Origin of the sequence: Halobellus inordinatus (assembly GCF_024464655.1) — an archaeon.
Taxonomy (GTDB): domain Archaea; phylum Halobacteriota; class Halobacteria; order Halobacteriales; family Haloferacaceae; genus Haloquadratum; species Haloquadratum inordinatus.
On the sequence record NZ_JANHAV010000001.1, the window covers coordinates 545,428 to 558,397 of the forward strand.

The window sequence follows — 12,970 nt, forward strand, 5'->3', positions numbered from 1 at the left end:
AGCGAGCGCTAAATGTGGCCCGGTCCGGACGGATGTGGCCGCAACCGCGCGGACGTTCCTGTCTCCGAACGTATACGACCGGATCCGGATGTAAAGAGGTAAACCGATCCTCCGAGTCGGCCGAGGTATGAAGCCGCGGTTCGTCGGTCGGCTGGGCCTCGCCGACGCGGTGACGGTCTCGAACGCCGCACTCGGGTTCGTCGCCGCCGTCGCGACGACAGTCGACGTCGAACTCGCGACCCGGATTCTCCTGCTCGCGGCCATCGCCGACGCACTGGACGGCGTCGTCGCCCGTCGCCGCGGCGGGACGGCAGTCGGCCCGTATCTCGATTCGCTGGCAGACGTCGCGTCCTTCGGCGTCGCGCCCGCGCTCTTGGTCGCGATGACGGTGGCGGGGTCGTGGGGGCTCGGCGAGCCCAGGGGCCTCCTTGCGCTCGTCGGAACGGCGCTCTTCGTCGCGGCCGCGGTGACGCGGCTGGGACTCTACACCGCCTACGACAGCGACGCAGCCGAGACCGAAGGCGTCCAGACGACGCTCGCGGCGACGATCCTTGGAGCGACCGTCCTCACCGGGTTCACGAGTCCGATCGTGCTCGTGCCGATGGTCTATCTGCTCGCGGCGCTGATGCTCGCGCCGATCACGTATCCCGACCTGCACGCGCAGGATGCGCTCGTGATGGGCGTCGTGCAGGCGGCGGCGATCCTGCTCTGTGGACCGACGGGGCGGCGATTCGTCGGGTCCCTCGGCGAGGGGTTCGCCTATGGATTACTGTTCCTCTCGCTCGCCTATCTGGTGCTCGGGCCACGGTTCTACTGGCGACGTGACTGACTCCGCGACAGTCGGAGACTCGGTTCGAGTCGGCTCACATCCCCATATCGTCGGCGTCGTCGGGGACCGGAAGGTCGTGCGGCGAGACGCCGAGTAGCTCTGCGGCGTGATCGAGCGCCATATCGAACCCGTAGTAGCGTTCGAGTTCGTCGCCGTCCGCGCTGGGACGGACCTTCAGCATCGCGTAGCCTTCGATGTTCTGTGCGATAGCAGCCGTCTTGCCACCGGATTCGAACGTCAGCACTCGCTCGGTCTCGGTCTCTCGATAGCGCGCGGTGATTCCGTTCGCCGTCGCCTCCGTAGTCGACATACCCGCCCTTGGGAGGCGGGGAAGTCGAACCTACCGGTTCGGGTCCGCCCCGTGGGCGAGCGATCCAGACGGGTCAGAAGTGTCTCGGTGAGAGTCGAATCCGGCAGCCCGGAAACGAAAGTGTCGTGTCCGCGCGAACCGATCTGCCGACGATGTCGAGGTGGCTCCAGAGCGGGCGGCGGCGAGACCTGTGTGCGCTGCTCTACGAAGCGGGGACGCTCCGCGGACAGAAACTGAAGACAGCGCTCGAACGACACTACGACGTGCGGCTCGATCCACAGTCGTTCTACGGGACGCTCGACGCCCTCGTCGACCGAGGGCTCATCGAGCGCGAAACGCAGGGAATTCACGACGTCTATCGTCTCACCGACGCCGGCGTCGAGGGCGTCGAATCGCACTTCGCCTGGCTCTCGGCCCGGGTCGACGGGCATTCGGACACGGCTCGCAACTGTGGCTCTGGGGAGTGATTTTATGACAGCCGTCGTCCGAGTAGCTATCAGATGTCCGGCGATAGTTCAGTCTCCAGCGGCTCTCAGGTTCTCGACGGAATGCTCGGTGGGGGATACCCGACGAATCGGTCGACGCTTCTCACCGGTGGTCCCGGAAGCGGCAAATCGACGCTCTCGATGCAGTTTCTCCAGGCTGGCCTCGACGCCGGCGAGGACTGTCTCTTCATCAGTACCGAGCAGACCATCGGCGAACTGCGCCAGTCCTTCGCGGACTTCGAGTTCGATCTCCACCACGAGAACCTCTCGATCACGTCGATTCACGCCGGCGCGGGCCGGACGATCGAGGGCGGAGAAGACGATCTGACGCTGCAGACGCTGACCGAAGACGAGGACGGCGAGATCCTCTCACAGGGGTTCAATCCACCGTTCACCGGCGAGTACATCCGGCAGTATCTCGAACGGTTCGCGCCGGTCGACCGCGTCGTCCTCGACAGCGTCTCCGGGCTCTCGGTCATCACCGACAGCCCCCAGCGCTTCCGGCGCTCCGTGCTGGATCTGATCCGCTTTTTCTCCGACGAGTTCCAGGCGACGAGCCTGTTCACCGCCGAGCGCACCGGCGATAACGAGGCGACGAGCGCACTCCGGTTCACCACCCACGGCGTCGTCGAACTCACCCAGCGGAACGTCGAGGACGACCCGCATCACTTCCTCCGCATCGCGAAGATGCGCGGCGTCGACTACGACCGTCGGGAGATGGAAGTCGAGTTCGGGTCGGCGGGTCTCCGGATCGCGCCGAAGCGCCGGTCGCAACCCCCCGAACTGAAAGACCACAGGCACCGCCCGATCGGCATCGACGGCCTCGACGGACTCGCCGGCGGCGGCCTCGTCCGCGGGACCGGCGTCCTGCTCGAACACGACGGGCGTGCGAACCTGACGGCGCTCTTCAGCGTGCTCCTGAAGCACGGCCTCGAAACCGACGACCGAGTCGTCCTCGTACCGACGATCGAACTCCGGGAGAATCGGACCGCCCAGTTGCTCGACGGGCAGGGCTACGACATCGAGCACGTACTCGAAACGGGACAGCTCGCGGTCGTCGATCTCGTCGGGACGTGGAACGACGACCAGCCGAACGTCTTCACGCCCGAACACGACCACGAGACGGTGATGAACCTCCTCGCCCGACTCTACGACGACGTCGAGGGAACGATCTACTCGCTCGTGAACGCCGACGCGATGGTCCACACTCTCGGCCCGGCGAACGCGCGACGGGTCCGCTACTTCGAGGAGTCCGAACTCCTCGATCCCGACAGCGCGCTGTGTCACGTACTGAATCCGAACACCGTCGAGGACCGCATCGCCGCCTTCTACCGCGACTCCGCGGAACAGACACTGGATACGTGGGTCGGCGACGCTGGCCTGCAGTACATCGCGCTCCGGAAGTCACCGTGCGGCTTCGTCGGCACCACGTCGCTCGTCGAGTACGTCGAGGAACCACCGTACGTCCGTGTGCAACACCCGCCGCAGACGCGCGAGAACCCCTACGCCGAGGCGAATCCGTACGCTGCCGGTGACGACCGGATGGAGTAACGGCGGCATACCGTTCAGCAAACCCGAATCTACTCTCACCGCCCACCGAATAGTGGTCGATCCGTTGACATTGGCTCGTAAGAGGGTCGAACAGCCTGCTCGTGTGCGACTCGTCCACAGGGTCCTCTGTTTCTCTCGTATCGCACAATACTCCGATCTACCCCACGAAGCTTTTTATGCCGCCCTCCGTAGGAGTTGACACTCCGAATGTCTCAGCAGGATGAACGCCCCCGAGTCGACCAAGCCGACCTCCAGTGGTGTCACGAGTCGGTCCAAGGGGTTTCTCGCACCTTCGCGCTCACGGTGGACGTGCTCGATGAACCGATGTCCTCGTACATCTGTCTCGGGTACCTCGTCTGCCGGATCGCAGACACCGTCGAAGACGCCTCGCACATCCCACCGGCCGAACAGGCGACGCTGCTCCGCACGTACGACGCCGTCCTCGATCCCGAGGACGAGACGACGGCGGAATCGTTCGTCGATTCCGTCGAGCCCCACCTCCCCGACGAGGACGCGATGACCGACGACTGGGCAGTCGTTCGCGATTCCCCCCGCGTCCTCCGCACGTTCCAGAGCCTCCCCGAAGATGTCCAGCGGGCGATCGTCCCGCCGGCGAGAGAACTCGTCCAGGGGATGGCCGAGTTCGTCGAACGCTACGAGGACGACGGCGGCCTCCGCATCCAGACTCGCAGCGAACTCGAAGAGTACTGTTACTACGCCGCCGGCACCGTCGGGAACCTCATCACGAACCTCGTGACGCGGCACGACGTCGCCGCCGACCGCCGCCGTCGGCTGTACGACACCGCCGAGGAGTTCGGTCTGCTCCTCCAGCTCGTCAACATCTCGAAAGACGTCTACGACGACTACACGGCCGAGGACAACGTCTACCTCCCGGCGGAGTGGCTCCAGGACGCCGGCGTCCCCCAGGAAGAGGTCTTAGACGACGAGCACGAGGCGAGCGCGGCGTCAGTCGTCCGCCGAACCGCCGAGTTCGCGGGTTCGTTCCTCGACGACGCTCAGACGTACCTCGAAACGGTGCCGCTCCGCGACGGCAACACTCTCGAAGCGTGGGCCATTCCGTTCTTGCTCGCCGTCGGCACCCTCAGAGAACTCCTCGCGCGTCCCGAAGACGCGCTCTCGGCGACCGGCGTGAAGATCTCCAGACAGGAGGTTCTCGCCGTCGTCACCGAGATGAGCAGTGGCGGGGACCGCGAGGCACTCGGCGAACTTCGCGAGGACATCTCGGCGGGTCCGTACCACCGCACGCCGTCGAGCGCCGACTGACTGAGCGACCCCGTCAGATACAGTCGCCTGCTCGCCGCGGTCACGATCACGCGTCGCAACCGGCGAAGACCGCGGGGTTTCGAGCGCGGTCGGCGCCGGCTGAGGCAAATATCGTCGTATGTTTTGGGAGGGTTTTTAGTCGTCGGATCGAAACCCACGCCTATGGGTACCGAAGAAGCACACGACGACCACGGACACCACCTCCCTGCGGTCGAGGACTGGCCCCGTGGGTTTGGTGAAGCGAGCTGGTGGCCGTTCGTCACCGCGGTCGGAGGAGCAGGCGTCTACGTCGCGGCCGCGCTGTACATCCTCGGTCGCGGCGACGGCGCGATCGTCAGCCCGCTCGCCGGCCCGATGGCGCTCGTCGCGACGGTCGGCGTGTTCCTCGTTGGACTGTACGGCTGGGTGTATCACGCGTTCGTGGTGAAGTTCTGGTCACGCGAAGCGAGTTCACAGAGCGCGAACAAACTCCGCTGGGGGATGCTCGCGTTCCTCGGCTCCGAACTGGCGACGTTCGGCGCGCTGTTCGGATACTACTTCTACATCCGCGCCGGCGACTGGGCGTCGATCTTCACGGGCGTCCCGAACCTGACAGGGTCGCTCATCCTGATCAACACGACGATCCTGGTCGTGTCGTCGATCACGCTGCACTACGCACACGTCGCGATCCGGAACGGCGACCGGCAGAACTTCCTCATCGGCCTCGCGATGACGCTTCTCTTGGGCGTGATCTTCATCGGCGGCCAGATCTACGAGTACTACGAGTTCATCGTCCACGCGGACTTCACCCTCACGTCCGGGTTCTTCGCGTCGGCCTTCTTCGGCCTCACCGGACTCCACGGACTCCACGTCAGCCTCGGCGCGGTCCTCCTCGGGATCGTCTTCGTCCGCGCGCTGATGGGTCAGTACTCCGCTGAACGCCACGTGTCGGTCAGTACGGCCTCGATGTATTGGCACTTCGTCGACGTCGTCTGGATCTTCCTCGTCGTCGTCCTGTACGTCGGCGCGGAAGTCGGCGTCTGATCGAACGGTCGTCCGGACGCGTCGGACGCCCCGTCCGGGCTCCGATGGGCCCGACACTTTTTGCGGCGATGCACTGACGTACAGCCGTGACGAACAGTCGCGTCGCCGACACACTGATGCGCTACGCCACACACGCCGGACCAGCGGGCGCGCTCGTCGCGATTACTGCGATCCTCGCGGCCACGTGGCGGTCCGCGACGTTCTCTTGGGCGGGAAGTGCGCTCTCGGATCTCGGAACCGCGTCCGGGACAGCACTGCTGTTCAACGGCGGCCTCGTCGCCGGCGGCGCCGTCGGTATCGCGTACGCACTCGCGCTCCGGCGCTCCTCGATCGCGGTCGCGAGTAGCTACGTGCTGTCGATCGTCTCGATGGTTTTGGTCGGTGTCTTTCCGGCCGGAACGCCGCTGCACTTCCCTGTCGCGGTCGCATTCTTCCTGCTCGCGACGGCGACGGTGTCCGTGGATGGGTGGTTGCGGCGGGCGACCACGGCCGGCCGACTCGGCCTCGCGCTCGCTGTGGGCCACCTGCTCGGCTGGCTCGTCTGGCTTCTCGGCATCCGGCCGGGTCCGGGCCTGGCGCTCCCAGAACTGGGCGGCGTCGTGATGTTCGGCGGCTGGGTCGTCTTTCTCGCCCCGCCCGTCCGAAGCGGAGGCTAACGGCATCCCACTGCCGACCCCGAAACCGGATCAGTTTTCACACCTGTCGATCGAGTGTCGGGTATGACCGAGGAGGAGACGGACGAACCGACGGTCCCGATCGTCTGTGAGGAGTGCGGAACGACGTCGCGGGTGTCGCTCTCGCAACTCCGAACGTCCCTAGAGAAACACAACGAGCACCGGCACGACGGCGAGGAGATCGCGCAGGTCGATCCGGTGATCGCCGACGAACTGGCCAACGCCGTCGCTGACGACCTCGGGTTGCTGGACGAGGAGTAAGCGAGCGTCGGGGCTCGATGACCGTCGAGCGACGCGGCTCAGGACGGATGGAACGACGACGTTCCGAGCAGGCCGATGACCAGTCGACCGCCGGATCGTCGTTCGAACAAACCAAGGCGCTGACAGCGCCAGATGGTGATTCAGCAGCATCGATAAAAAGAGTACCGCCGAACCGGCCGCGTTCCCCCGCCTGGACGGACATTCACGCGGTTTATACGCGCCGCCCGCCCAGACGAGGTATGCTCACCTTCATCGGCCTCGGACTGTACGACGAGCGCTCGATCACCGTCGAGGGCCGAGAGGCGCTTGCCGACGCCGACCGGGCGGTCGCCGAGTTCTACACGAGCCACCTCGTGGGGGCGACTGTCGACGAACTGTCGGCGTACCACGATATCGACATCGACGTCCGGGACCGCGCGGGCGTCGAGCAACATCCCGAAGACGTTCTCGACGCTGCCGAAGACGAACACGTCGCGTTCCTCACCGCCGGCGACACGATGATCTCGACGACGCACGTCGACCTGCGACTCCGCGCGATCGAGCGCGGCATCGACACCCGCGTGATCCACGGCGTTACCGCACAGACGGCCGCAAGCGGACTCACAGGGCTCCAGAACTACCGCTTCGGAAAAGCCGTCACGCTGCCGTTCCCGTACGCGCACGGCGCCGACGGGGTTCCCCAGAGCGTCGTCGACTCGATCGAGGCGAACCGCGAGCGCGGCCTCCACACCGTGGTCTATCTCGATATCAAGGCCGAGCGCGAGGAGTATATGAGCGCCGACGTCGCCGCGGAGATGCTCGCTGCGGACTGGCAGGACGTGCTCGGCGTCGTCGTCGCTCGCGCCGGGAGCCCAGAGCCGACGGTCGTCGCCGACCGACTCTCGGAGCTGGCCACGGCGGATTTCGGCGACCCGCTTCACCTGCTCGTGATCCCCGGCGACCTCCACCACGTCGAGTCCGACGCGCTCGCGACGCTCGGCGGGGCGCCGGCCGACGTGCTCGAAGCAAACGAAGTGTAGCGGACCCGATTCTTCTGGTTTCGCTCGCCGATCAGGCCCCTGACCGCTCCAGTCCGAGTTCGGATTCGAGGTCGTACTCGTCGCCGGTCAGCATAAACAGAACGTCCTCGATGACCGTCAGGAGTTCCGGGAGTTCGCGGACGACCAGATAGGTGATTCCGACGAGGACGACGACCGCGAGGATCTGGCTGATGATCCGATCGGAGATGAAAAAAGAGACCATATACGGGTCCGACGAACCGAACAGGAACATAATCTCGTCGACGAACCACTGCATATACTGCTTGCCGAAGGCGATCGTGATGAACGTCGTCCGCAGGAGGTTCAGCGCGTAGATGATCGGCACGGCGATGGCCATCGCGCGAAGCTTTCGGCGCAACGGGGCCTTCACCGCGGCGATCAGGCCGGCGAAGATGGCGATGCTCCCGAGCCCCGTACACGCGAGGACGACCGCCACGGTCAGCCGATGAGAGCCGTCGAAGAACAGGAACGTGTTCAGATAGCCCTGTTCGCCGACGATCATCTCGGGGTGGTATCCGAGCGCATTCACCAGAAAGCCGGTCTGTGCGGCGACGGTCTCCATCAGGACGCCGCGCGGGGCCGGGACGGCGACACCGAGCAGCGAGAACGCCGGGATCGTCTCGAAGGGAAGGTAGATCAGCCCCATCACTGCGACCGCCCGCGAGAGCACGTACAGCGAGTCGCGGCCGTTCCACAGCAGGTAGCCGGTGTACAGCGACGCCGGGACGGCCGCGACCGCGAGAACGCCCTCGACGTAGCTCTTGTGGACGAACGCGAAGTGCGGCACTAACTGGAGCCAGAAGACGGCGAAGCCGATCCACGCGGCGACGGTCACATAGCGCGCGAGCCGCTGATTTCGGCCTTCCGAGAGCACCCCGACGGCGAACGTCAGGATCACGGCCCACGCGAGCGCGTCGGAGAGCAACCCGGGCATATGCAGTTGAACGGATCTGACGAATAAATCCCTTGTCGTTCCGTGTGGCGATTGCGTCCGACCGACGACTCGGTCGAGCTACAGGGATTACCGTACGTCGTCATAGATGTCTCGCCGGACGGTACGGCGAGAATCTCCGAACAGTTACGATAAGCCCTGTTAGGGTTCGAGAATCTCGATCTCGTGGCCGTCCTGGTCTGTCGTGAACGCGTAGCGGTCCTCACAGGAGGCGGGGTCGCGGTAGTCCTCGGCCTCGCGCTCCATCAGCGTGTCCCAGTAGTCGTGGAGGTCGTCCGCGCGCACGCAGAGGTGGCCCCAGGCGTCGCCCATCGTGTACGAGCGCCCGTCGTAGTTGTACGTGAGTTCGACCGACATCGCGGCGTCGTCGGCGCCCTCGGGCTTCATAAAGTAGTTCGCGAAGGTATCCGACTCCCAGCGACTGGTGTGCTCGTACTCGAATTTCCGCGTCCAGAAGCCGAGCGCCTCGTCGGCGTCCTCGACGCGGATCATCGTGTGGTCGAGACTCCACTTCGCGCCCTGATCGGGATCGCGCTGGACGATTTCGACTTCGTGGCCGTCGGGGTCCTTCACGAACGCGTAGCGGCCACCACAGGACTCGGGGTCGCGGTAGTCCTCGACGCCCTCCTCCATCAGCTGTTCGTAGTGGGCTTCGAGTTCGCCCTCGGGGACGCGAACGGCGATGTGGCCCCAGGCGTCGCCCATCTCGTAGGTCCGGTCGTCGTGGTTGTAGGTGAGCTCGAGCATCGCACCTTCCTCGTGCATCTCCTCGGGGCCGAGGTAGACGTTGGTGAAGGTGTCGGCCTCCCAGCGGCCCTTCTCCTCGTAGTTCAGGTGCGTCGTGTACCAATCGAGAGACTCCTCGAGGTCTTCGACGCGCATCATCACGTGGTCGAGTACTCCAGACATACGCGAACGGACGGACGCCGCGGGCAAAAAGGGTGCTGAAGCGGCCCCCGGCGGGCTCGGGGACGCCGATTCGACAGGGCCGGCCCGCTCACGAGGCGTCGAACTGGCGACGAAACCGCGCCTGGACCCGCGGCCAGTAACACCACCACACGACGACGAGGAACGCCGCCGTGCCGGTCGGCCACGCGGTTCGCGCCGGCTGGACGGAGAACCCCCACGCGAGTCGGAGTTGCGCGATCGCGGCCACGACGAGGAGGCCCGCCGTGACCCTCGGGTCCTCGCGACCGGTCCGCCAGCCGATCACGGCGCTCACGAGCGCGAGCGCGTACAACACGACCGACAGCGGCCACGCGAGGATGTACTCTGGCAGCCCTTGCGTGTACACGAACAGGAAGTCCGAGAGCGTCGTCACCGAGAGGGGGTTCGTGTTGAACAGCCCCCACGCGAAGAGGAACGTGGCGTCGCGGCCGCTGAAGACCTGCACCGACCACGGGACGACGAGGAGCGCGAGGAGGACGGCGACGGTTCGTGCGGTGGTGCGAGACACGGCTCTACTCCGTGCCGTATCCGCAAGAAGGACACGGTCAGCGTCCGCCTACGGGGTCGGACAGGCACTCTCGTTGTCGACTGTTCGAGGCGGGCGCTCGACGGAGTTCGGCCCGTACGTGAAGTCGTAGACGATGCGCTCCTCGATCGATGGCCGCCCGAATCCACCACGCTCGCGGTGGACGACGACGCGGCGCGGCAGGTGCGTCTCCGATGAGAGATACAGCATCGCGCGGAGTTCGTCTGCGTTCCGGTTCAACTGCTCGACGTCTCCCTCGCCGGGGACCGAGAGCGAAACCGAGGCGAGTTTCGACTGGTCGGGCACGACCTCGACGACGCGCACTGCTTCTCCGCCGACGGTGCTCGTACCCCGATCGTAAACGCGAGCGAACTCGAACAGTTGCCGCTGACCGCCGAGGATCGTGTCGGTCGTCCACGACCGGTTCTGTGGGAGTTCCGTCGCATAGGAGACGTTCGCGACGTTGACGTACCGCGAGTACGGACACGGCGTGTAGCGCGTCCGTCCCTGCAGAAATCGTGTCTCACGGTCGTCTGCGAGTCCGATCTCGATCCGATACCTGCGCTCGGAGCGATTGAATCCGCCGTGGCCCCAGTAGCTCGCTTGCTTCTCGTCGCCGCCGCGTTCGACGGTGACACTCCCACCGACGGTAAACGAGTAGGCGGGTACCTCCGCCGTCGCGTTCGCCGCCTGATGGGCCAACCGTTCGGCTGTCGGATCGCTGGGTGGTCGAGAGTCGAATATGCCAGCGACGTACGCCCCACCGAGGAGCGCGGTGACGATCCCGAGGATAGCCAGTGACTGCTTCGTGGAGGGCACGCCAGGCAGTCTCCCAGCGGACGAAAAAAGCGTTACTTCCGGGCGACGACGCGCAGGATGTCCTCGTCCTGCAGTTCGTGGTCACGGCCGACCTGTTGTTCGTCGTGCTTGGCGCTCGGGCCGGTGACGCGGGCGAAGCGGAACCGCTCGTCGAGCGTCCCGCCGAGCTTTCTGAGTGCGTCGTCGACGGTGTTCTCGCCTTCCATCAGGACGAGCGGTTCGTCGTAGTCGACGCCGCGACCGGGCTTGTCCATATACACTCTGATCAGGCCGAGCGCCTCCCAGACCTTCTCTTTGAGGGCGTCGAGCCCCTTCTCGGCCTCGGCGCTGATGAAGATCGCTTCCTCGGGATCGACGCCGACGTCCCGGAGGTTCTCCTCGACCGTCGGCAGGTAGTCGCGGTCGATGAGGTCCGCTTTGTTGACGGCGACGATCGAGGGTAGGTAGACGCGGTTGTCCATGATGCCGTCGATGAGTTCGTCGATCGTGATGTCGCCGCGGACGGTCACGTCGGCGTTGACGTAGCCGTGCTCGCGGAGGACGCTCGCGATCGTGTCGTCGTCGAGCGAGACATCGTCGGAAGTCGTCACCTGAATGCCGCCCTTCCCGCGCTTGGAGATCGTGATGTTCGGCTTCGACGTGTCCAAGCGGATCTTGTTGTCGTAGAGTTCCCGCTGTAGGCGCTCGTAGCGCTCGATCTCGAACACCGAGAGCATAAAGACCACGAGGTCGGCGGTGCGGACGACAGAGAGTACTTCCTTCCCGCCCCCGCGCCCGCCGGCGGCCCCCTCGATGAGGCCCGGTACGTCGAGGATCTGGATGTTCGCGCCGTTGTGCTTCAGCATCCCGGGGTTGACGTCGAGCGTCGTGAACTCGTACTCGCCGACCTCGCTGTCGGCGTTCGTGAGCGCGTTGATCAGCGTGGACTTGCCGACGCTCGGAAAGCCGACGAGCGCGACGGTCGCGTCGCCGGTCTTCTCGACCGCGTAGCCGTGACCGCCGCCGCTGGAGGATCGATTTTCGAGTTTTTCTTTCTTCTCCGCGAGCTTCGCCTTCAGCCGGCCGATGTGCTCCTCGGTGGCTTTGTTGTAGGGCGTGTTCGCGATCTCCTCGCGGAGTTCGTCGATCTCTTCCTCCAGTCCCATCGGTTATGAATCTACGATCTGCGTCGAAAAAGGTGTTCTTTCCGGATTACGGCTCGGTCCCGTCGACATCCTGGCACAAATCGAAGCCCTTTGTACCTCTCGGGACGTAGCGCCGATAATGGACGCTGAACCGGGACTTTCGGAGCAGTATCGGATGGCGAGCCCGTGGCCGCTGTTCATCGCGCTCGGGGTTCCGATTGCGGAACTCGGAATCCTCTTCGGGCTGTTTCCGCTCTCTGTCGGGGGGTTGCTCCTGTTCGGCGGGAGCGTGGCTGGGATGGCCACAGAATCGAGTTACGCGCGGACGCCGTGGCGCGCGATGGTCGTCGTCGCGATCCCGCTCGCGGCGCTGGGGTTGGGATTCATCTACACCAGCATCAACCTCCCCGACCGCGGGTTCGCGATCATCGCCGCTGCCGTGATCCTCGTCGCTGGCGGTCTCGCGGGGTCGCTCTTCGCACAGGACACTGAGGAACCGACGTACTAGTCGACCGACGCGCCGAACCGCTGCGACCGGGCGCGGCGAGACCCCCGGCGCTGAGGTGGACTCGAATCGCACGGAATCAATAACCTATTTTATTCTCCACCGGAAGAACCACCTATGGCGAACAAGATCTTCGATCGGGATACCCTGCTCGACCTGACGGTCAATATGGTCCCGCTGTTCATTATGGCGTTCTTCATCGTCGCTTTCGCCGTGGTCACACCGTTCGGGGTCGACCCGCTCGCGTCATCGCTTCAGTTCGGACTAGTAGCCGTTCCGTTCGTACTGCTAGCGATTCTGACGTACTTTGCCGGGCGTGCCGTCGCCGGAAGCGAAATGACAGGCGAACTCTACCTGCCCGGCCAGGCAGGCGTCGAGGGTGCCAAACCGCTCGGCGAAGACGGCGAACTGATGAATCAATTCGACGAAGACGAAGAGCCCGAAGCGGCCGTCGAAGGCGAGGCCGACACCGACGACGCTGCGAGCGAAGACGAAGCCTAACACGCTTCGAATCGACTTCTTCCTCTTTGCTGGACCGCTCGATCAGCGCCTGCGGTGTGAGTCGATTCGGAGGGGCCGTCACGGCGTCCCGAACCTTTCATTACCTTCCGTTACTCAGACACCCCTATGGAGGTTAAC

15 protein-coding genes and 1 pseudogene are annotated in these 12,970 nt (G+C 65.0%); 10 read left to right on the top strand and 6 right to left on the bottom strand.

Annotated features, from left to right (window positions below; genetic code table 11):
• Window positions 1-127: 127 nt before the first annotated feature.
• On the top strand, window positions 128-829 hold the full coding sequence (locus NO347_RS02810; protein ID WP_256288164.1) for a protein sorting system archaetidylserine synthase: 702 nt from the start codon (window positions 128-130) through the stop codon (window positions 827-829).
• A 34-nt stretch (window positions 830-863) separates the two neighbouring features.
• On the opposite strand, the gene NO347_RS02815 is transcribed toward NO347_RS02810, so the two are convergent.
• Window positions 864-1,139, bottom strand: a complete 276-nt coding sequence (locus tag NO347_RS02815; RefSeq protein WP_121568234.1) for a DUF7111 family protein — start codon at window positions 1,137-1,139, stop codon at window positions 864-866.
• 152 nt (window positions 1,140-1,291) lie between these two features.
• On the opposite strand from NO347_RS02815, the gene NO347_RS02820 reads away from it, so the two are divergent.
• From NO347_RS02820 to dph5, 7 genes are all read left to right on the top strand, one after another.
• Entirely contained in the window at window positions 1,292-1,606 is a 315-nt protein-coding gene (locus NO347_RS02820) for a PadR family transcriptional regulator (RefSeq protein WP_256288165.1), read from the top strand.
• Between the two features lie 33 nt (window positions 1,607-1,639).
• The gene (locus tag NO347_RS02825) at window positions 1,640-3,175 is read left to right on the top strand and encodes an RAD55 family ATPase (RefSeq protein WP_256288166.1); all 1,536 of its coding nucleotides are present in this window, start codon (window positions 1,640-1,642) and stop codon (window positions 3,173-3,175) included.
• Window positions 3,176-3,382: 207 nt separating this feature from the next.
• The gene (locus NO347_RS02830) at window positions 3,383-4,459 is read left to right on the top strand and encodes a phytoene/squalene synthase family protein (RefSeq protein WP_256288167.1); all 1,077 of its coding nucleotides are present in this window, start codon (window positions 3,383-3,385) and stop codon (window positions 4,457-4,459) included.
• Window positions 4,460-4,621: 162 nt separating this feature from the next.
• The gene (locus NO347_RS02835) at window positions 4,622-5,482 is read left to right on the top strand and encodes a cytochrome c oxidase subunit 3 (RefSeq protein WP_121568238.1); all 861 of its coding nucleotides are present in this window, start codon (window positions 4,622-4,624) and stop codon (window positions 5,480-5,482) included.
• Between the two features lie 86 nt (window positions 5,483-5,568).
• On the top strand, window positions 5,569-6,138 hold the full coding sequence (locus tag NO347_RS02840) for a DUF998 domain-containing protein (protein ID WP_256288168.1): 570 nt from the start codon (window positions 5,569-5,571) through the stop codon (window positions 6,136-6,138).
• 63 nt (window positions 6,139-6,201) lie between these two features.
• Window positions 6,202-6,417, top strand: coding sequence for a DUF8149 family protein (locus NO347_RS02845; protein WP_256288169.1), 216 nt, complete (start codon window positions 6,202-6,204; stop codon window positions 6,415-6,417).
• Between the two features lie 239 nt (window positions 6,418-6,656).
• Complete coding sequence (gene dph5, locus NO347_RS02850) at window positions 6,657-7,436, top strand: diphthine synthase (RefSeq protein ID WP_256288170.1); 780 nt, start codon at window positions 6,657-6,659, stop codon at window positions 7,434-7,436.
• 31 nt (window positions 7,437-7,467) lie between these two features.
• Here the strand turns inward: dph5 and artA are convergent, their stop codons facing one another.
• From artA to NO347_RS02875, 5 genes and pseudogenes are all read right to left on the bottom strand, one after another.
• Entirely contained in the window at window positions 7,468-8,391 is a 924-nt protein-coding gene (gene artA, locus NO347_RS02855) for an archaeosortase A (protein ID WP_256288171.1), read from the bottom strand.
• A 159-nt stretch (window positions 8,392-8,550) separates the two neighbouring features.
• A complete protein-coding gene (locus NO347_RS02860) occupies window positions 8,551-9,318 on the bottom strand; it encodes a VOC family protein (protein ID WP_256288172.1) in 768 nt (255 codons plus the stop codon).
• An 88-nt stretch (window positions 9,319-9,406) separates the two neighbouring features.
• A pseudogene (locus tag NO347_RS02865) lies at window positions 9,407-9,871 on the bottom strand (TIGR04206 family protein); the annotation flags it as partial.
• 42 nt (window positions 9,872-9,913) lie between these two features.
• Window positions 9,914-10,702, bottom strand: a complete 789-nt coding sequence (locus NO347_RS02870; protein ID WP_256288174.1) for a hypothetical protein — start codon at window positions 10,700-10,702, stop codon at window positions 9,914-9,916.
• Window positions 10,703-10,734: 32 nt separating this feature from the next.
• Window positions 10,735-11,847 carry an OBG GTPase family GTP-binding protein gene (locus tag NO347_RS02875; RefSeq protein ID WP_256288175.1) on the bottom strand — a complete coding sequence of 371 codons (1,113 nt, stop codon included), beginning with the start codon at window positions 11,845-11,847 and terminating at the stop codon, window positions 10,735-10,737.
• A 118-nt stretch (window positions 11,848-11,965) separates the two neighbouring features.
• On the opposite strand from NO347_RS02875, the gene NO347_RS02880 reads away from it, so the two are divergent.
• The gene (locus NO347_RS02880) at window positions 11,966-12,334 is read left to right on the top strand and encodes a DUF7541 family protein (RefSeq protein WP_256288176.1); all 369 of its coding nucleotides are present in this window, start codon (window positions 11,966-11,968) and stop codon (window positions 12,332-12,334) included.
• A 114-nt stretch (window positions 12,335-12,448) separates the two neighbouring features.
• A complete protein-coding gene (locus NO347_RS02885; RefSeq protein WP_115821743.1) occupies window positions 12,449-12,832 on the top strand; it encodes a DUF6684 family protein in 384 nt (127 codons plus the stop codon).
• Window positions 12,833-12,970: the final 138 nt, after the last annotated feature.